At 67.5% G+C, this 18,864-nt stretch carries 21 protein-coding genes; 13 read left to right on the top strand and 8 right to left on the bottom strand.

All coding sequences use genetic code 11. The features are described from left to right. Positions 1 to 719 precede the first annotated feature (719 nt). The 8 genes from minC (at position 720) to dgcA (ending at position 9,004) form a co-directional block, all read left to right on the top strand. Positions 720 to 1,499, top strand: a complete 780-nt coding sequence (gene minC, locus FZ938_RS04620) for a septum site-determining protein MinC (RefSeq protein ID WP_149197437.1) — start codon at positions 720 to 722, stop codon at positions 1,497 to 1,499. Positions 1,500 to 1,593: 94 nt separating this feature from the next. Further along, complete coding sequence (gene minD, locus FZ938_RS04615) at positions 1,594 to 2,409, top strand: septum site-determining protein MinD (protein ID WP_085088446.1); 816 nt, start codon at positions 1,594 to 1,596, stop codon at positions 2,407 to 2,409. After that, positions 2,406 to 2,765: a cell division topological specificity factor MinE gene (minE, locus tag FZ938_RS04610; RefSeq protein WP_149197436.1), complete on the top strand. Its 360-nt coding sequence runs from the start codon at positions 2,406 to 2,408 to the stop codon at positions 2,763 to 2,765. The genes minD and minE overlap by 4 nt, the downstream gene beginning before the upstream one ends. Before the next feature lie 268 nt (positions 2,766 to 3,033). Continuing rightward, positions 3,034 to 4,419 carry a CRTAC1 family protein gene (locus FZ938_RS04605; protein WP_149197435.1) on the top strand — a complete coding sequence of 462 codons (1,386 nt, stop codon included), beginning with the start codon at positions 3,034 to 3,036 and terminating at the stop codon, positions 4,417 to 4,419. Positions 4,420 to 4,651: 232 nt separating this feature from the next. After that, positions 4,652 to 5,176, top strand: coding sequence for a PAS domain-containing protein (locus FZ938_RS04600; protein WP_149197434.1), 525 nt, complete (start codon positions 4,652 to 4,654; stop codon positions 5,174 to 5,176). Next, a complete protein-coding gene (locus tag FZ938_RS31310) occupies positions 5,151 to 6,494 on the top strand; it encodes a methyl-accepting chemotaxis protein (RefSeq protein ID WP_149197433.1) in 1,344 nt (447 codons plus the stop codon). The genes FZ938_RS04600 and FZ938_RS31310 overlap by 26 nt, the downstream gene beginning before the upstream one ends. A gap of 391 nt (positions 6,495 to 6,885) precedes the next feature. Further along, positions 6,886 to 7,932 carry a methyl-accepting chemotaxis protein gene (locus FZ938_RS04590; RefSeq protein WP_149197432.1) on the top strand — a complete coding sequence of 349 codons (1,047 nt, stop codon included), beginning with the start codon at positions 6,886 to 6,888 and terminating at the stop codon, positions 7,930 to 7,932. Between the two features lie 79 nt (positions 7,933 to 8,011). Then, positions 8,012 to 9,004: an N-acetyl-D-Glu racemase DgcA gene (gene dgcA / locus FZ938_RS04585; protein WP_149197431.1), complete on the top strand. Its 993-nt coding sequence runs from the start codon at positions 8,012 to 8,014 to the stop codon at positions 9,002 to 9,004. 20 nt (positions 9,005 to 9,024) lie between these two features. On the opposite strand, the gene FZ938_RS04580 is transcribed toward dgcA, so the two are convergent. Then, positions 9,025 to 9,435, bottom strand: a complete 411-nt coding sequence (locus FZ938_RS04580) for a 4a-hydroxytetrahydrobiopterin dehydratase (RefSeq protein ID WP_149197430.1) — start codon at positions 9,433 to 9,435, stop codon at positions 9,025 to 9,027. A gap of 150 nt (positions 9,436 to 9,585) precedes the next feature. Between FZ938_RS04580 and FZ938_RS04575 the strand changes: the two genes are divergently transcribed. Continuing rightward, positions 9,586 to 10,191: a uracil-DNA glycosylase gene (locus FZ938_RS04575; RefSeq protein ID WP_149197429.1), complete on the top strand. Its 606-nt coding sequence runs from the start codon at positions 9,586 to 9,588 to the stop codon at positions 10,189 to 10,191. On the opposite strand, the gene FZ938_RS04570 is transcribed toward FZ938_RS04575, so the two are convergent. Further along, complete coding sequence (locus tag FZ938_RS04570; RefSeq protein WP_149197428.1) at positions 10,181 to 10,840, bottom strand: class I SAM-dependent methyltransferase; 660 nt, start codon at positions 10,838 to 10,840, stop codon at positions 10,181 to 10,183. The genes FZ938_RS04575 and FZ938_RS04570 overlap by 11 nt on opposite strands. 241 nt (positions 10,841 to 11,081) lie before the next feature. On the opposite strand from FZ938_RS04570, the gene FZ938_RS04565 reads away from it, so the two are divergent. Then, positions 11,082 to 11,831 (top strand): CHAP domain-containing protein, encoded by a 750-nt coding sequence (locus FZ938_RS04565; protein ID WP_246457517.1) that lies wholly within the window; start codon positions 11,082 to 11,084, stop codon positions 11,829 to 11,831. Between the two features lie 116 nt (positions 11,832 to 11,947). Here FZ938_RS04565 and ubiA read toward each other — a convergent pair whose 3' ends face one another. After that, on the bottom strand, positions 11,948 to 12,895 hold the full coding sequence (gene ubiA, locus FZ938_RS04560) for a 4-hydroxybenzoate octaprenyltransferase (protein ID WP_149197426.1): 948 nt from the start codon (positions 12,893 to 12,895) through the stop codon (positions 11,948 to 11,950). 243 nt (positions 12,896 to 13,138) lie between these two features. Between ubiA and FZ938_RS04555 the strand changes: the two genes are divergently transcribed. The 3 genes from FZ938_RS04555 to FZ938_RS04545 all read left to right on the top strand — a co-directional run bounded on the left by FZ938_RS04555 (position 13,139) and on the right by FZ938_RS04545 (position 15,823). After that, complete coding sequence (locus FZ938_RS04555; RefSeq protein ID WP_246457516.1) at positions 13,139 to 13,522, top strand: response regulator; 384 nt, start codon at positions 13,139 to 13,141, stop codon at positions 13,520 to 13,522. Positions 13,523 to 13,630: 108 nt separating this feature from the next. Beyond that, positions 13,631 to 14,410: a 16S rRNA (uracil(1498)-N(3))-methyltransferase gene (locus FZ938_RS04550; RefSeq protein WP_149197424.1), complete on the top strand. Its 780-nt coding sequence runs from the start codon at positions 13,631 to 13,633 to the stop codon at positions 14,408 to 14,410. A gap of 48 nt (positions 14,411 to 14,458) precedes the next feature. Then, complete coding sequence (locus FZ938_RS04545; RefSeq protein ID WP_149197423.1) at positions 14,459 to 15,823, top strand: glutamate--cysteine ligase; 1,365 nt, start codon at positions 14,459 to 14,461, stop codon at positions 15,821 to 15,823. Positions 15,824 to 15,975: 152 nt separating this feature from the next. Here the strand turns inward: FZ938_RS04545 and fdxB are convergent, their stop codons facing one another. Genes fdxB through nifN form a run of 5 tightly spaced genes read right to left on the bottom strand, consistent with a single transcriptional unit; the run spans position 15,976 to position 18,863 of the window. Further along, positions 15,976 to 16,269 (bottom strand): ferredoxin III, nif-specific, encoded by a 294-nt coding sequence (fdxB, locus tag FZ938_RS04540; RefSeq protein WP_109050545.1) that lies wholly within the window; start codon positions 16,267 to 16,269, stop codon positions 15,976 to 15,978. A 57-nt stretch (positions 16,270 to 16,326) separates the two neighbouring features. After that, a complete protein-coding gene (locus FZ938_RS04535; RefSeq protein ID WP_149197422.1) occupies positions 16,327 to 16,527 on the bottom strand; it encodes a CCE_0567 family metalloprotein in 201 nt (66 codons plus the stop codon). Between the two features lie 43 nt (positions 16,528 to 16,570). Further along, positions 16,571 to 17,038 carry a NifX-associated nitrogen fixation protein gene (locus FZ938_RS04530; protein ID WP_149197421.1) on the bottom strand — a complete coding sequence of 156 codons (468 nt, stop codon included), beginning with the start codon at positions 17,036 to 17,038 and terminating at the stop codon, positions 16,571 to 16,573. A gap of 2 nt (positions 17,039 to 17,040) precedes the next feature. Then, positions 17,041 to 17,439, bottom strand: a complete 399-nt coding sequence (gene nifX, locus FZ938_RS04525; RefSeq protein WP_149197420.1) for a nitrogen fixation protein NifX — start codon at positions 17,437 to 17,439, stop codon at positions 17,041 to 17,043. Positions 17,440 to 17,489: 50 nt separating this feature from the next. Continuing rightward, the gene (gene nifN / locus FZ938_RS04520) at positions 17,490 to 18,863 is read right to left on the bottom strand and encodes a nitrogenase iron-molybdenum cofactor biosynthesis protein NifN (protein WP_149197419.1); all 1,374 of its coding nucleotides are present in this window, start codon (positions 18,861 to 18,863) and stop codon (positions 17,490 to 17,492) included. Between the last annotated feature and the right edge of the window lies 1 nt (position 18,864).

Raw genomic sequence — 18,864 nt, 5'->3', positions numbered from 1 at the left:
GGTTTCCGGGCACAAAAAAGCCTCCCGCAGGGGGGAGGCTCGATCGGTCGCATGGATGCGCGGTGATGGGTGCTTCGCCGGGCACTGCGGCCGGATGGCGTGCCGGGTCCGGACATGCCGGTGCGGGCCGACGGGGGAGGTGCTCTATGGGCGAAACAAGGTGCAAGAGAACCTCGTCGTCGGTGAAAGCCACGCAACCTGACTGTACCGGTCATAACGCGCGGCGTCAGGCAAAATTGCGGCCGACGCAAAATATTCATACCAGATGTGGTGTGGGTGCCGCAGGAAAGCCGCCAGAGCGGGCTTGGTAACCCTTTCCGCCGAGCCGGACCGGCCGCGGGATAGCCTTCCGGCGGAGGCGGCCGAAAGGCTTTGCCGCTGTCGCGGGCTTTCATTACTATGGTCGGTCACGGGGGAAATCGAAAGTCATGTTGCAACCCTGGCCTGTCCACCGCGGTGGCGGGCTGCGCTTCCGGATCGTCGCTTCGGGCGACAGTCGGGGAGGGTGGGCGTTTGTCCCGCGGCAGGCGGCAGCGCGGCTTTCGATTGTCATCCCGGTGGACGGGGAAACTCTTGAATCCGACCGGTGTGGACGGCTAGAAGGCGCTGATTGGCTGGCTCGATGCCGGTGCTGCGCGACGGCGGCTCTGGGGCGGTTGCGGGCTACGGGTGAACCGGAAGCACGGCACGAGGCGGCAGGAACGAACGGGAAGGCTACGGTGAGCAGCGCCAGTCAGGTCGCCGAACGGGATGCGCCGTTCCAGTTGCGTGGCAACTCCTTCACCATGATGGTGCTGAAGGTTTTCGCCCCGACATCGCCGGATTTCTTCACCCAGCTGAACGTCAAGGTGCGGCAGGCACCCAACTTCTTCCGCAATGCGCCGGTCGTGCTGGATTTCGACGACCTGCCGGAGAGCATCGTCTTCGATCTGGGCGCCTTCGTGTCGCAGGTGCAGGCGCTGCATCTGCTGCCGGTCGGCTTCCAGGGCGGGCCGCAGCCGGTGCGCGAGGCGGCGATGACCGTCGGGCTGACGCCGATGCCGTCGGGCCGCGCCGCCAAGCTGGAAGAGGTCGTGAAGGCCCCCGATCCGCGGCAGCAGGATCCGCACCAGCAGGGGCAGACGCCGATCCCGGCGCCGCAGGTGCTGATCGAGGTCGTCCACCGCCCGACCGTGGTGGTGACCGAGCCGGTGCGCTCCGGCATGCGGGTCTATGCCGAGAAGACCGACCTGATCGTCACCAGCTCCGTCTCTCCGGGGGCGGAACTGCTGGCCGACGGAAACATCCATGTCTACGGCGCGTTGCGCGGCCGGGCGCTGGCCGGTTTCTCCGGCGACGGCAACGCCCGCATCTTCTGCCACAGTCTGGAGGCGGAGGTGCTATCGGTCGCAGGCAATTATCGTGTCAGCGAAGACATCGGCAGTGACTTTTACAAGAAAGCCGTGCAGGTTTTCCTGCGCGACGGCGTCCTCAGCATGGACCTGCTGAAGACCGCCTGAAAGCTGAAGCGACGGAATCTTGTCCGGAGACGACAATCTTCGGACGGTGTTTGGTATCGGTGACGGCAACTTTGGGATTATGGGAGAGGCTCCGTTGAGCAAGATCATCGTCATGACCTCCGGCAAGGGCGGTGTCGGCAAGACGACCTCGTCCGCGGCCTTTGCGACCGGGCTGGCGCTTCGCGGCTTCAAGACGGTCGTCATCGACTTCGACGTTGGCCTGCGCAACCTTGACCTGGTGATGGGTTGCGAGCGCCGGGTGGTCTTCGACTTCATCAACGTCATCAACGGCGAAGCGAAGCTGAACCAGGCGCTGATCAAGGACAAGCGGATCGAGAACCTGTACATCCTCCCGACCTCGCAGACGCGCGACAAGGACGCGCTGACCCGCGAGGGGGTGGAGAAGGTGCTGAACGAGCTGTCGAAGGAATTCGACTACATCCTGTGCGACAGCCCGGCCGGCATCGAGCGCGGCGCCCTGATGTCGCTCTATTTCGCCGACCACGCGATCATCGTCACCAACCCGGAAGTCTCGTCGGTGCGCGACAGCGACCGCATCCTGGGCGTGCTGAACTCGCGGTCCCGCCGGGCGGAACAGGGGCTGGAGCCGGTGACGCAGCAGCTGCTGCTGACCCGCTACGACCCGGAGCGCGTCGAGCGGGGCGAGATGCTGAAGGTCGACGACGTGCTGGAGATCCTGGCGATCCCGCTGCTCGGCGTCATTCCGGAAAGCCAGGCGGTGCTGCGCGCCTCCAACGTCGGCATGCCGGTGATCCTGGACGAGGTCTCCAACGCCGGGCTCGCTTATTCGGATGCGGTCGGCCGCTTCCTGGGCGAGGACATCGAGCATCGCTTCGTCACCCCCCAGAAGAAGGGCCTGTTCAGCCGGCTCCTGCGGAGGAGCGCATGAGCATCTTCAACTTCTTCCGCGCGGCCCCGCGCGCGTCGGCCGTCCAGGCCAAGGAGCGTCTGCAGATCGTCATGGCGCACGAGCGCGCCGGGCGCAGCGGACCCGACTATCTGCCGATGCTCCAGCAGGAACTGCTGGCGGTCATCGCCAAATACGTCAACATCGACGAGAACAAGGTCGAGGTGAAGCTCGACCGCGGCGGCGACTGCTCGACCCTGGAGGTCAACATCGAACTGCCGGCCCGCGAGCAGGCCAAGGCCGCGGCGGCCGCCAAGTCGGCGGAAAAGCCGGCCGGCAACGACGATGCGGCGGGCAAGCGTGCGGCCGGCAATGCCGGCGCGAAGAAGCGCATTTGAGCGGACCCGGCGTTCGTCTCCCTGAAATTTCCTTGGCCAAATCCCTCCGGCGTCACCGCGCCGGGGGGATTTTGCTTTCCGGGGAGACGTTGGTGCGGCGTGGAGCCGCGATGCGGCATCGGGCATAGGCCGTCCCTGATCCTCCGTCCGGGTTTACGGACGGGCGGGGACGGGGTATCAACAGGGATACACCGCTCGAAAGCCCAATGGCTCCAAAGGCCTGTTGCGGGCGGCGAGGGTGGACCGACCACGGGACAAGAGGGTGCATATGTTCCTCGATTGCTCGTCGCTGCTCGCCGAGAACCCGCCGCGGCCGTCGAACGGGATTGCGGTCACGGACATCGACGGCGACGGCGCCTTCGAGTTGGTCGTGGCCGGCTACCGCACCGCCAACCTCGTCCTGAAATGGGTCGACGGCCGTCTGGTCGACATCGCCACCCCGCTGATCGCCGATCCCTCCAGTCCCGCCATGGGGCTGGCCGCCGCCGACATCGACGGCGACGGGCGGGAGGAGCTTTACGTCGTCAACTGCGACCGCGTCACCGGTGCCAAGGACATGGCCGATCGGCTGTTCGCCTGTTTCGGCAAGCATTGGCTCGACCTGTTCGCCCAGGCGGAGAATGCCGGTGCGGCCAACCACACGGCCGCCGGCGCGGTGGCGGCGCTCGACCGCTGGGGGCATGGCCGCTACGGCTTTCTGGTGGCGACCGACGGCGGGCCGTTGCGCCTCTATGAGCTGACCCGGCGCGGCCGGCTGGAGGATGGGGCGGAGGAGGCCGGTCTGGACTCCATCGGGGCGGCCCGCGGCGTCACCACCCTGCCCATCGTCTCAGACCATATGGACGTGGTGACGGTCAACGACTGCGGGCCCAACCAGCTGTTCCGCAACCTGGGCGACGGCAATTTCGAGGAGATCGCCGAGGAGCGCGGCATCGTCGATTCGCGCCCCTCCGGACGCGCGGTCGTGGCGCTGGATGTCGACGGCGACGGGCTGTTCGATCTGGCGGTCGGCACCTGGGATGGGGCGCAACGCCTGTTCCATCAGCGCATGGGCGGCGCCTTCGTCGAGGCGGCCGGCGCCGATCTGTCGATGCCCGGCCGCATGTTCACCGTCGTTGCCGCCGATTTCGACAATGACGGCTATGAGGAGCTGTTCTTCCACGCCCATGGCGAGCCCAACCGCCTGTTCGGCTGGCGCAACGACCAGTGGCAGGAGCTGGAGTTGGGCGACGCGGCGGAGCCGAAGGGGCTGGGCACCGGCGCGGTCGCGGCCGACATCGACGGCGACGGCCGGCTGGAGCTGGTGCTGGCGCACGGTAGCGCCCATGGCGGGCCCGATGCCGTGGCGCAACCGCTGTCCATCTACCGCCCGGCAGCCTCGCACAATGGCTGGTTGCGCGTGCAGCCGCTGACCCCCTACGGCGCACCGGCCCGTGGCGCCGTGGTCAGCTTGACCGCGGGCGGACGCCGGCAGCGCCGGGTCGTCAGCGCCGGGTCCGGCTATCTCTGCCAGGGCGAGCCGGTCGCGCATTTCGGGCTGGGCGCGCTGCATGAGGTGGAGCAGGTCGAGGTGCGCTGGCCCGACGGCACGGTGGTCACGGTGGACAACCCGCCCGCCGGCCGGCTGCTGACCATCCCCTATCCGCCGGAGTAGGTGGATTTCATCCGACCGGATGATGGTCACCCAAATATTTCGGCACCGCAATGGGTAGGGTCTTTCCTGATAGCTTCCGTCACATTAAAGTGCAATTCGTTGCGGTACTCGCAGTGCGGGAGATCGCGCGGCATGTCGATCCGGAAATAATCCGGTTCTGCCGCCCGGTCCGCGCCGCAAGCGGACGCATGCAGGACCGCGCGGGTCCGGGAAGCGGGAGACCGGAAGGCACATGGCACGACGCGACGTCCCCCTGACGGGGGTGGAACGCTTCTTCGACCCGGATGAAGTCATCGTTTCCAAGACCGATCTGAAGGGTCGGATCACCTACGCGAATCGGGTTTTCCAGCGGGTTGCCGGCTATGAGGAGGCCGACCTGATGGGCGCCCCCCATTCCATCGTCCGCCATCCCGACATGCCGCGCTGCGTGTTCAAGCTGCTGTGGGACACGCTGGCGGCGGGGAAGGAGATCTTCGCCTATGTGGTCAACCGCGCCCGCAACGGCGACCATTACTGGGTCTTCGCCCATGTCACGCCCAGCTTCGACGCCGAAGGTCGGGTGATCGGCTATCACTCCTCCCGCCGGGTGCCGGAACGGTCGGCGCTGGACAAGGTGATCCCGCTCTACCGCCAGCTTCTGGACATCGAGAACAGCCATGCCGACCGCAAGAAGGGGATGGAGGCGGGCTTCGCCGCCGTCCTCGCCCTGCTGGCGGAGAAGGGGATCGGGTATGACGAATTCGTCTTCTCCCTCTAAGTCGTCCTCTCCCAAGGCGTCTTCGCTGACGCGGGCCGGCTGCCTGGCGGTGCTGGGCGGGGTGGCGCTGGCGGCGTTGCTGACGGTCGACCTGCTGGGCATCGGCGGGATCGCCCTGCGCGCCGGGCTTGCCTTGGCCGGGCTGGCGGCGCTGGGCGGGGCATTGCTGTTCCTGCGCCGCGCCTGTGCGGTGGTGGAGCAACTGACCCGGGTGAACCGCGCGATCTCCGCCGGCGATTTCGAGGCGCGGGTGATCGGCATCCGCGAGGGCGGGGCGCTGGGCGAGCTGATGCACGTCACCAACGACGCCATCGACCGCACCGACGCCTTCGTGCGCGAGGCGACCGCCTCCATGCACGCGGTGTCGGAACACAAATATTTCCGCCGGATCGTTTTCCGCGGCATGCAGGGCGGCTTCCTGCACGCCAGCCGCACGATCAACGCGGCGACGGAGAGCATCTCGCAGAAGGTGGCGGGCTTCGCCGGCGTGACCCAGCGATTCGAAGGCCAGATCCAGAGCGTGTGCAGCGAGGTGGCCGACACCGCCCACCAGCTGGAGGTCTCCGCCCGCACCATGGAGACGGACGCGACCCAGGCCACCGGCAAGGCGTCGTCGGTCGCGGCGTCCGCCGCCCAGACCGGCAGCAATGTCGGCAGCGTCGCCGCCGCGACGGAGGAATTGTCCGCCTCCATCGCCGAGATTGCGCGCCAGATCGGCGAGGTCGCCCAGGTCGCGGAAAACGCGGCGGGCGAGGCCGAGCGCTCCAACGCGCTGGTCGGCAACCTGTCCGGCGCCGCGCGGACGGTGGGCGACGTCATCACCCTCATCAACGACATCGCCAGCCAGACCAATCTTCTGGCGTTGAACGCCACCATCGAGGCGGCCCGCGCCGGCGAGGCGGGGAAGGGATTCGCCGTCGTGGCGCAGGAGGTGAAGCGGCTGGCCGACCAGACCGCCAAGGCCACCGGCGACATCGCCGCCCAGATCGCCGGCATCCAGTCCTCCACCGACGAGGCGGTGGGCGCCATCGTCGGCATCGGCCGCACCATCCAGTCGATCAACCAGATCGCCGCCGGCATCAGCGCCGGGATCGAGCAACAGGGCTCCGCCGTGCGCGAGATCGTCGTCAACATGGAACAGGCCGCCGCCGGCACCCGTGCGGTGTCCGACGACATCCGTGAGGTCACCGATGCCGCCGGCCGCACCAGCGGCACCGCGCACGAGGTGTTCGCCGCGTCCGAACGCATGGCCGCCGAGGCCGACCGCCTGACCCGCGAGGTCCAGCGTTTCCTGGACGAAATGCACCGCGTGGCCTGACGGCTTTTCCGTGGTGCATTTCCCGTGGTGCAGTGATGCGCTCCGCATCAACTGCCCGGCGAATGTGCACAGCATGTGCATGGGATTTTGCAATGCGGAATTGATCTGGCGTGTTGCTGCTCAGATAAGAATTTTTATTGCGAATTTGCGGAGAATTCGTGTTACGTGTCCGCAACATGGATGCCGCGCCCATGGCAAGTTCGCAACCTGTTGAGCAACCCGTCGCCAGCATGCCTGCTGTTTCAGCAGCTTAACCGTACAACTCCCCCGAAATGCCGGATGGCGTCATGCCCTCTGCGGCCAAGCGCCGCGGAAACCGGGAGGGTGGGCCGTTCACGGGGCGTCGGCGACCGTTGGCACGGCTTTTGATTTGGAGGATGCAGGGACGGTCATGACGGGGGACAAGACGATGAGCATGGCGGGCACCGATCTTTTCGAGCTGTCGCGGGGCGTGCTGGATGTTGCGTCGAAGAAGGTGTCCTTGATCGAGGACATCACCCGGCGCACCAAGATGCTGGCCATGAACGCCCTGATCGAGGCGGCTCGGGCCGGCGACGCCGGACGCGGCTTCGCCGTCGTCGCCAACGAGGTGTCGGAGATCTCAACCCAGGTCAACAGCATCACCAAGGAGTTGCGGTCGGAGATCGTCGCCCGCGTCGACCATCTGACCACCACCGGCAGCGCCATGGTGCAGGAGATGCACGGCAAGCGGCTGGCCGACCTGTCGCTCAACATGATCGAGATCATCGACCGCAACCTGTATGAGCGGTCCTGCGACGTGCGCTGGTGGGCGACCGACAGCGCGGTGGTCGATTGCGCCGCCGACCCGACGGAGGAGGCGCGCCGCCATGCCTCGCGCCGGCTGGGCGTGATCCTGGAATCCTACACCGTCTATCTCGACCTCTGGATCGCCGACCGCAACGGCAACGTCATCGCCAACGGCCGGCCGGACCGCTATCCCGGTGCGCGCGGCGCCAACGTGTCGGACGAGCCGTGGTTCCGGCAGGCGCTGGCCACCCGCAACGGCGGCGAGTTCACCGTCGGCGACGTCGCCCGCAACCGCAGCCTGGACGACCGCGTCGTCGCCACCTATGCGACCGCGATCCGCCGCGACGGCGAGGCGGACGGCGACGCCATCGGCGTGCTCGGCATCTTCTTCGACTGGGAGCCGCAGGCCGCCGCGGTGGTCGAGGGCGTGCGGCTGGAAGCCGGGGAGCGCGAGAAGTCGCGGTGCCTGCTGCTCGACGCCCGCCATCGGGTGATCGCCTCGTCCGACGGCCGCGGCCTGCTGACCGAGACCGTGCCGCTGCGCCGCAGTGCCTCCACCATGGGCCACTACATCGACGACAAGAACCGGCTGGTCGGCTATGCCCTGACCCCCGGCTACGAAACCTACAAGGGGCTCGGCTGGTACGGCGTCATCATTCAGGACCGGTGATCCTGCCGACTTGACTGTCGCCTTCGGGAACGGGGCCGGGATACACTCCTGGCCCTGTTCCGTTTCGGGGTTCGCGATCATGTCCGCCCAGCAACTCACCGTCCGTCGGGAGACCTTTCCCATCCGCGGCGCCTTCCGCATCTCGCGCGGGGCCAAGACCGAAGCCGCGGTGGTGGTGGCGGAAGTGACCGACGGCCCCCACCGCGGCCGCGGCGAATGCGTGCCCTATGCCCGCTATGGCGAGAGCGTCGACGGGGTCATCGCCGCGCTGGAGGCGATGGCCGACACGGTGGCCGGCGGACTGGACCGCGACTCGCTGGCCCGGCAGATGCCGGCGGGCGCCGCCCGCAATGCGCTGGACTGCGCCCTGTGGGACCTGGAGGCCAAACGCAGCGGCGTGCCGGCCTGGAAACTGGCCGGGCTGACCGAACCGCCGGGACCGCTGGTCACCTGCTACACGCTGAGCGTGGACGAACCCGAGGCGATGGCCGCCGCGGCCCGCGAGCGGGCGCCGCGCCATCCGCTGCTGAAGATGAAGCTGACGGGGGAGGGCGATCTCGACCGCGTCCGCGCCGTCCGCGCCGCCGCCCCCGCCGCCCGGCTGGTTGTCGACGCCAACGAGGGCTGGACGCTGGACCAACTGCACCAGTTCGCCCCGGTGCTCGCCGGGCTGGGCGTCGAGATGATCGAGCAGCCGCTGCCGGCCGGCCAGGACGAGGCGTTGCGCGGTGTCGACTGTCCGGTGCCGCTGGGCGCCGACGAATCCTGCCATGGGCTGGAGTCGCTGGAGCGTCTGCGCGGGCTCTACCGGGTGGTGAACGTCAAGCTCGACAAGACCGGCGGCCTGACCGAGGGGCTGGCGATGACCCGCGCCGCTCACGCCATGGGCTTCGAGGTGATGGTCGGCTGCATGGTGGCGACCTCGCTCGCCATGGCGCCGGCGATGCTGGTGGGGCAGGGCGCGCGCTACGTCGACCTGGACGGCCCGCTGCTGCTGGCCCGCGACCGCGAACCGGGGCTGGTCTATGACGGTGCGGTGGTCCAGCCGCCGGTCGCGGAACTATGGGGGTAGGGGGCCCGAAGCCTGTTCCCTCACGCCCCCTGCACATAAGGCGGCGGCGGGGTGCCGACCGACGCCGGCACATAGGGCGCATCGGCCATCCCATTCACCTTCGCGGCCATGACGAAGTCGTTCTCGTGCAGGCCCCTGATCTTGTGGGTCCAGAAGGCGACCGAGCAGTGGCCCCAGCCGTAGCGGATCTCCGCGTGATGGCCTTCCGCTTCGCAGAGGTTGCCGACCTGAACGGCGAAGGCCTGGGCCTGGGCGAAGTCCGGAAACTTGAAGTCGCGTTCGATGCGGTCGGGATCCTCCTTCAGGACCCAGCCCGGCACCTGCACCAGATAGGAGGCGGCCATCGCCCGGTCCATCGGCGGTATCCCGCCGCGGCAGGGCTCGCAGGTCTTGCCCGCCAGTTCCTGCGTCGTCGGTGCTTGCGGTGTCATCCCGATCTCTCCCTTGTTGTTAGGCTGGTGTTGGTGGGCTGGACGGACTGGGCTAGAACCTCACCGCCTACAAGCTTGGGGTCGGGCCGATGCTACGGCAAGCCCGGCTCCCCGACTGCACCCATCGCCGGGAATTTGGGAAGCGATCCGATGACTGAGCTGCGCACCGACATGCCCTTCGCCGACTATCAGTATCCGACCAAGCCGGTGGACGGACCACGGCTCGCCATCGTCGGCGAGTCGCCGGGGGCGGAGGAGGCGCGGCAGGGCACCCCCTTCGTCGGCCGCAGCGGCAAGCTGCTGGACGAATCGCTGGCCGCCGTCGGCATCGAGCGGGCGGAATGCCTCGTCGCCAACGTCTTCCGTTACCAGCCGCCGGGCAACAAGGTCGGGCATTTCTTTTCCTCGCGCGCCCGCGCCCGCAAGGAGGGTCGGAAGATCGACGAGAGCTGGGGCGCCTTCGGCACATCCGACCGGCTGCTCGCCGAATTCGCCGGCGAGATCGAACATCTGCGCGCCACCCTGGCCGACTACCGCCCGTCGGTGATCGTGGCGCTCGGCCGCACCCCAACCTGGGCGCTGACCGGCGAGAACGGCATCCTGCAGCTGCGCGGCAAGGTGCTGCCCTGCCGCCTGCTGGAGGGGGTGGAGGTGGTGCCGACCTTCCACCCCAGCTATCTGCTGCGCGGCCAGCTGGTGGAGCAGCCGACCTTCCTGGCCGATCTGCGGCTGGCCGTCTCGCGGCTCACTCGTTAGGAAGCAGCCGCCAGATCGCCGTTTCGCGCGCCTCCCGGTCCTCCAGCTCCAGCGAGGTCGGGACGGTGTAGGTCGCCACCTTCTCGATCCCGCCGGCGGGGGCATAGGCGCGGCCGGGATCGCCCAGCAGCACCAGCGTGCCGGTCGCGGCGACCTCGCGCAGCCATGCCGTGACCCGCTCCGCCATCGGCTTCTCGTAGCAGACGTCGCCGGCCAGAACCACGTCGATGCCCGGCAGGGGGCGGCCGACCAGATCGGCGCTGACCGGCTTGACCTCCACCCCGTTGGCCTCGGCGTTCAGCGCGATGGCGGCGAGCGAGAAGCGGTCGATGTCGCAGGACTGCACCCGCCCCGCCCCAGCCTTCATGGCGGCGATGCCGACCAGCCCGGTGCCTGCGGCAAAATCGAGCACGGACTTGCCGGCCACCAGCTCCGGCCGGTCGAGCAACAGCCGCGCCACGGCTTGTCCCCCCGGCCAAGCGAAAGCCCAGTACGGCGGTGGCAAATTCGTGGCGGCCAAGGTCTCCTCGGTCGCCTCCCAGAGTGGCGTGACCTCGGTGGCAAGATGAAGCTTGATTTCCGGCAACAGCGGAGTGGTCGTCAGCGTCGTGTTGTCGCGGACGAAATCTGGCGGGGATGCATTGTTCATACGAGGATTCCCAAGGGACTCCGCTGTTGGGGGGAGGGCGGTCGATGGCTTTTGAATGTTACATAATTCAAACGGTGTAGACACAGCTGCGAACCCGTGTTACCCGTTCTGCCAAGGGGAAAACAGAGGGATTGGGGGAGTCATGCGGCAGAGGGGAACCGCCATCGGCCTTTCGTTTGCGGCTTTGATCGCGCTCAGCCCCCTTACCGTGTCGACGGCTGCCGCACAAGACGGCGATTGCGTGCGTACGGTCCGCTCCATTTCCGATTTCACGATTCGCGGCGATGCCTGGACCTGGTGGGATCATGCCGCCGGCCAGTATGACCGCGAACACCGTCCCGCCGTCGGCTCCGTTCTCGTCTTCAAGCGCACCGGTCACATGCGCCGCGGCCACGTCTCGCTGGTCAGCGCGGTGATCGACCGCCGCACCATCGAGGTCGACCACAGCTGGCTGGATGGCGATGGACTTCGCCGCGGCATGCGGGTGGTCGATGTGTCCCGCAACAACGACTGGTCCGCCGTCCGCGTCTGGCACGAGCCGACCGACCAGCTCGGCCTGCGCGTCTATGCCGCCTACGGCTTCATCATGCCGGAAGGCGAGGAAGCACCGCGCGGCGGCCGGATGCTGGATGCCGGCGACCGCGGCATGGACCAGGGCTTCGCCAGCAGCCCGCGCGGCCGCGGCAAGGCCACCGGCCCGCGCATGCTGGAAGCGTCGCTGCACCCGCAGAAGGGCCAAGCGGTCTCGGTCCCCGGCCGCAAGCCGCAGAGCCTCCCGGCCACCGCCGTCGCTTCCCTCACCCCGCAGAAGCCGCAACGCATGGATGTCGCCGTCCTGCCGTCCCGCAAGCCGGCCGGCGCGCATGCCGCTCCGGCCCCGGTGACGGTCGCCGAGGTCTCTTCCCCCGGCAGCCGCCGCATCGTCGCCCCCGGCCGCAAGCCCGGTTCCGGCAACTCCGTCGCCCAGCTGGCCGAGACCAGCGGACGCTGATCGGCGCGGATTTCAGGTTTGCAGGGAGGGCGGGGCTTGGCTCCGCCTTTTTTGTTTGTGCGGGAGGAGCGGCTTTCATTCCGCCGCTCCCGATCCGAGTCCCTAAATCTTCCGCCTCAAATCTTCCCGGCCAGGATCGCCGCCAGCACCAGCCAGCCGAACCAGCGGTTGGACTTGAACTTGTCCAGGCAATCGCCCTGGTCGTCCGGCCGCCACGTCGCGACCTGCCAGGCCAGTTGCAGGGCGGCCAGCGACAGCACCGGCAGGAACAGCCCGCCCAGCCCGGCCAGACGGCCGGCGACGCCGATGCCGACATAGGTCAGGGTGTAGAAGCCGTAGATCCAGATCTTGCTCTGGTCGCCCAGGCGCAGCGCGGTGGACTTCACGCCGATACGGGCGTCGTCCTCCTTGTCCTGATGGGCGTAGATGGTGTCATAGCCCAGCGTCCAGGCGATGCCCGTTACATAGAGCGCCACCGCCGGCCAGCCGACATCGTTCTGCACCGCCGCCCAGCCCATCAGCGCCCCCCAGTTGAAGGTCAGCCCGAGAAAGGCCTGCGGCCACCATGTGATCCGCTTCATCAGCGGGTAGGTGAAGACCAGCAGCAGCGACAGCACGCCCAGCCCGATGGCCGTCGTCCCCAACTGCACCAGAATCAGCAGCGACACCAGAAGCTGGGCCACCAGGAAGGCCAGCGCCTGACGCACCGACACCTGTCCCGACGGGATCGGGCGGGAGCGGGTGCGCTCCACCATCGCGTCGAACTTGCGGTCCAGGATGTCGTTGACGGTGCAGCCCGCGCCGCGCATCAGTACCGCGCCGATCCCGAACAGCGCCATCAGCCAGAGCTGCGAGGGCCAGTCCCGGAAGGGCTGCGGCATGGCCAGCGCCACGCTCCACCAGCAGGGGAACAGCAGCAGCCATGTCCCGATCGGGCGGTCGAGTCGCGCCAGCGTGACATAAGGGCGCAGCCGGGCGGGAATCCGGCGGGTGACCCAGCCGTCCCGACGGATGTCGGTGAAACCGGAGTCGGGAAGAGTCGGGCCGGTGGAAGCAGTGGGCATGACGGCGGTGTTTCCGCTGTGCTATGGAGATGTCTGAACAGCAATCATGGCGAAGGTATCGGGCTGCCGCCCGTGCGGCAAGTGCGGCGCACCGCGTGGGACCGGAGTGAAGTCCGGCAACGATGCGGCCAAACACCCGGGCTCAAGCTATGAAAAATTGCAGTTCCAGGACTTGCGCGCGCCAAAATCGCACCAATACTGTTTCTTTATCAAAACTTCAGCGGCCTGCAATCGCAAATGGACATGAGCACAAAACCGGACCGTTTCGCCGTCGTCATCGATGACGAGTCGATCATCTTGGCCGGGATGGAGATCATGCTGGACACCTGGGGCTATCAGGTGCTTGCCGCAGAGGATGTGGAAACCGTCCTGGCGAAGCTGCCCGGCTGTCCGGCGCCGGACGTGATCCTATCCGATTACCGGCTGCGCGACGGCTGGTCCGGCATCACCGCGGTGAGGGCGGTGCGCGAGGCCTGCGGAGCCGCCGTGCCCGCCATCATCCTGACCGGCGACACCGGGGCCGAACTGATGGCCGCCGCCAAGGCGGATCAGATCCGCATCCTGCACAAGCCTGTCCAGCCCAACGATCTGCGCCGCCAAATCGACGCCCTGATCTCGACGCCCTGATCTCGACGCCCTTATCTCTGCCGCCGGTCGGCGTGACCGGCTTCTGGCCTGCTGACTTGCATCCCCGCGGCCGGCTATAGTCGGCGCCGCCCCGCGGAGACGAAAATCATGGCCGACCCGATCAAGACCCGCCTGTTTGTGGACAGCCCGCTGGCCGAAGGCCAGTCGGTCGGGCTGGATCATGAGCGCGCCCATTTCCTGCGCCATGTCCTGCGGCTGGACCGCGGCGACCCGGTTGCCGTCTTCAACGGCCGCGATGGCGAATGGCGGGCGGTGATCGACGGTTTCGGCAAGGGCTGGTGTTCGCTGACCGTGGCCGAGCAGCGGCGGGAGCAGGACACGACTCCCGACCTCTGGCTTCTCTTCGCCCCGCTGAAGAAGGGCCGCATCGATTTCGTCGCCGAGAAGGCGACCGAGATGGGCGTTTCGCGGCTGTGGCCGGTCTTCACCCGCCGCACCGACCCCAACCGCGTCAACCTCGACCGGTTGCGCGCCAACGCGGTCGAGGCGGCCGAGCAGTGCGAGCGCCTGAGCGTGCCGGAGATGGGCGAGGCGTTGCCGTTGGACCGCGCGCTGGCCGGCTGGCCGGCCGACCGCCGGCTTTACCTGTGTGCCGAGGCCGGTTCCGCCCGCCCAATCGCCGAGGTGCTGCGCGATGCCCCTGCGGGCCCTGCAGCCCTGCTCATCGGGCCGGAGGGCGGCTTCGACCAGTCGGAACTTGACGAACTCGCCAAACTTCCCTTTGTTGTTCCGGTGGGATTGGGTCCGCGCATTCTGCGGGCCGACACGGCGGTGGTGGCGGCGCTGGCTTGCTGGCAGTCCTTGACCGGGGATTGGACTGCCGGGGGAAGCGACCGGCGTCCGCCTTTCCGCGCGCCGATCCCGTAACCGGCCGTCACCCGGCCGATCCTCCGTCCACTTCCCGCGAGAGACTTCATGTCCGCACCCCCGACCACGCGCGGCGAACCCATCACCGACCGCCGCCAGCTTGCGGCCTATCTCGAATCCGGCTGCAAGCCGGCGCCGGACTGGCGCATCGGAACCGAGCACGAGAAATTCGCCTACCGCACCTCCGACCTGCGGCCGCTGCCCTATGACGGGCCGGACGGCATCCGCGAGCTGCTGACCCGCATGACCCGCTTCGGCTGGCAGCCGGTGGAGGAGAAGGGCAACATCATCGCGTTGGTCCAGGACATGGCCAACATCACGCTGGAGCCCGGCGGGCAGGTCGAACTGTCCGGCGCCCCGCTGGAGACCCTGCACCAGACCTGTGCCGAGGTGCACCGCCACCTGCGCCAGGTGAAGGAGGTCGGGGCCGAACTGGGCATCGCCATGATGGGGCTGGGCTTCCAGCCGAAATGGAAGCGCGACGACATCCCCTGGATGCCGAAGGGCCGCTACAAGATCATGCGCGACTACATGCCGAAGGTCGGCTCGCTCGGCCTCGACATGATGACGCGGACCTGCACCGTTCAGGTGAACCTGGATTTCGCGTCCGAAGCCGACATGGTGAAGAAGTTCCGGGTGTCGCTGGCCCTCCAGCCGATCGCGACGGCCCTGTTCGCCATGTCTCCCTTCACGGAAGGCAAGCCGAACGGCTTCCAGAGCTTCCGCAGCCATATCTGGACCGACACCGATCCGGACCGCACCGGCGACATCCCCTTCGTGTTCGAGGACGGCTTCGGCTTTGAACGCTATGTCGACTATCTGCTCGACACGCCGATGTACTTCGTCTACCGCGACGGCGCTTACATCGACGCGGCCGGCCAGTCCTTCCGTGACTTCCTGGAGGGCAGGCTGCCGGCGCTGCCGGGCGAGCTGCCGCTGATCACCGACTGGGCCGATCACACCACCACGGCCTTCCCGGAAGCGCGTCTGAAGAAGTATCTGGAGATGCGCGGCGCCGATGGCGGCCCGTGGCGCAGTCTGTGCGCCCTGCCGGCCCTGTGGGTCGGGCTGCTCTACGATCAGGTGGCGCTGGATGCGGCGTGGGATCTGGTGAAGGACTGGACGACGGCCGAACGCGGGCATCTGCGTTCCGATGTGCCGCGCTCGGGCCTGCGCACCAGCTTCCGCAGCGGCAACGTCCGCGATGTGGCGCTGGAGATGCTGGCGATCGCCCGCGACGGTCTGGCCCGCCGCGCCCGCAACGACAATTGGGGCGACGACGAGACCCACTTCCTCGACACGCTGCAGGTCATCGCGGAGACCGGCCGCAGCCCCGCCGATGAACTTCTGGAGAAGTTCAACGGCCCCTGGGGCGGTAGCGTCGATCCGGTGTTCAAGGAGTATGCGTACTGAGGGGGGTGGTCTCTCGTAGGTCGGCGTTAAACCCCCACCTTAATCCTCCCCCGCTGGGCGGGGGAGGAAACTGCCGCCGAACACCGACAAAGGTCCAATTCCCTCCCCCGCCCAGCGGGGAAGGGTCAGGGTGGGGGTCTAACTCCTACAACTCAAGCCGCAACCGGCGCATGGGTGATGCAGCTCTTCGAGCACACCTTGGAGCAGCTTTCGCAGCCGATGCAGTTGGCCGCTTCCTTGACCGTCATGATCTTCTTCTCGGCCTCGTCGTCGAAGGCGTCGACGATGTCGCCGTCCTCGGTCAGGCCGATCATGTCGAGCACGCCGCGCCCGCACACCTTGAAGCAGCGGCCGCAGCCGATGCACTGCTTCCGGTCGATGGATTGGACGAATTTCGGGGTCCAGCTCTGACCACCGCGGGTGGTGCCGGTCAGGAACTCAGCCATGGGAATGCTCCTCTCGGGAAAGGGTGCGCCTAAGCCATTCTTGAAAAAATGGAGGGGTTATGCCGTCTCCAGCGCCTTCAGCGCCGCCCGCTTCTCGGTCAGGATCTTGAAGGCGTCATAGGTTTCCTGCGCCACCGTCAGGATGGTCTGCCAATTCTGCGGAAGCTCTTCCGACAAATCGTGCAGATCCATCTTCTTCTGGGTGGCGCGGGCGTTCAGCTTCTTGATTTCGTCCTTCAGGGCGTCGATGTCGCTCATGGTCGTGCTCCAAGGGCTCAAGGATCCGGCTCGAAGATCCGGCTCAGAGGTTCGCGACCTCGGGGTATTCCCGGATCAGCGCCACCGCATCCTCGACCAGCTTGGCGCCGTCGGCGGCCAGCTTCTCCAGGCTGGGGAAGCCGAAGCGGTGGACGTCGCGCAGAGTCTTCGACACCACCACCAGCCGGCCGGTGGTCAGGATCATGCGGCCGAAGCCCTCGTGGCTCATCTTCATCATCGGCGAGGCCATCATGCCGGTCTGCTTTTCGACCGTGACGCCGACCGCCTTGTAGAACAGCTCCAGCCGCCACAGCGTGTCGGGGTCGGGATCGCCGATGATCGGGATGGCGGCGCGGGCCTCCTTGTCCAGGATGAAGGGGGCGAGCAGAGCCTCGTCCGGCTTGCCTTCCCAGGCGCCATAGCTGTCCTCGGCACGGAACAGCAGGACCAGCGTCTTCACGAACTGGTCGGCGACGGACACTTCAGCCACATCAGCGCTCTCTGCAGCCATACTCAGACCTCCTCCTCGTCGAAATGGAATTGCGGCGTCTCGCCCATGGCCTTGCGCAGCCAGGGCGGCGGATTGCCGTTCAGCGTCTGGACCAGCTTGTCGAGCAGGGCCGGGATGGTTTCGGTTACCTCGACCTTCACCGGATGGATCTTCTTCGCCACCACGCGGGCGGCGGCCGAGGCGCCGATGGCCGACAGATAGACGATGGCGACGTCGGCCAGCGCCTCCAGCTTGGGCACCAGCTTGTCCTCGTTGCCGTCCTCGAACATCGAGCCGCCGAACTGGAAGGTCTCCAGAAAGGCATGGCCCTGGCGGTCGACCTGATAGACGGCGATGTTCTTGGCCCAACCGAAATGCGCATCGACGTGCTGCATGTCCTGGGTGCAGAAAGCGACCTTCATCGATCCTCCTCGTGTCGCATCGTGTGTCGGGCGTGGGTCCTGCACCACGCTCAGACGGCGTTGCATCCGCATGATCCGCCTCCGCAGCCGTGCGATTCTCCCGCTTCGTCGTGATCCTCGTGGTCCATCTCGCGGGCGAGGAACAGGTTGCCGATGTCGCACAGCAGTTCGCGCGTGCCGCGGTAGCCGACCTGGACGCGCAGTCCCGCCCCCAGACGGTCGAACATCGGCAGGCCCATGCGGTGCAGCGGCACACCGATCCGTGCCGCCCCCTGCCTCCCATGCGAGTTGGAGACGATCAGGTCGGCGTCGCGGGCCAGCGTCTCCACGTCGGAATGGTCGCCGACCATGATGGTGGCGGCCTTCAGCCGCTCCAGAACCGGGCTTTGCGTCGGCGACACCGCGGCGACCACCTCGGCCCCCATGTCGGTCAGGAAGCCGGTGACGGCGTAGAGCAGGTCGGGTTCCAGCGCCACGGCGATGCGCTTGCGGCTGTAGAAGAAATGCCCGTCCAGCATGGCGTCGACCAGGGCTTCGCGCTGGCGCCGCAGCCGGGCCGGCGCCGGCTTGCCCGACAGCTCCATCAGAAGGCGGACCAGTTTGTCCGTCGCCTCCAGCCCGGTCAGGCGGCTGAAGAAATGGCTGGGAACGTCGGTCTTCAATTCCAGCGCGTTGCCGGCGACCCGCATATGCTCGCCGACCACGATGGTCGCGGCCGAGGCGCCCATGGCGCGGATCTGCTCCACCGTCACGCCGCCCAGCGAGGTGGCGGTGAAGTCGGTCGGCTGGCGGCCGGACATCGACAGCGACAGGTCGGGCAGCATGATCGGCGACAGGCCGAAGCCCTCGATGATGTCGCGCAGTTCCTCGACATCGCCGGGTGACAGGTGACTGCCGGCCAGCACATTGACCTGGGTCGGGATGCGCACCGGTGACGGTTCGACCAGCCGTTCCACCATTGCGGTCACTGCGGCGGCGAAGCCGTCCTCGAAACCGCCGGCGAAGTCGGGGGTATTGGCGAAGACCAGGGCGGTGCCGGCCATGTCGGGGTTGCGCTGGCGGAACAGCGTGTACTGGCCACCCATGTCCTCGCCCTTGGTCTCGGTGACGCCGGTGGTGGCGACGCCGATCATGGCGGGCTTGTTGCGCTCCACGATGGTGCGGATCGCCTGTTCCAGATTGTCGTAGCCGCCCAGGATGGTGGAGACCTGATCCATCGCCGTGGTCTGCAGCGGGATCGCCTCGCGGAAATGGCGCACCAGCAGGACCAGCCCGAAGGCGGTGCAGCCCTGCGACCCATGGAACAGCGGCAGGCAGCGGTCGACGCCGAGATAGGCGAGCGCCGCGCCCAGCGGCTGGCTCATCTTCAGCGGGTTGGTCAAGGCGGCCTTGGCGGCGGAGGGGAAACGCTGGATGTGGGACATC

It is taken from the genome of Azospirillum oryzae, from assembly GCF_008364795.1.
Taxonomy (GTDB): Bacteria; Pseudomonadota; Alphaproteobacteria; order Azospirillales; family Azospirillaceae; genus Azospirillum; species Azospirillum oryzae.
Note: the sequence above shows the minus strand (reverse complement) of the source record. Positions and strands in the feature narration are given on the sequence as shown.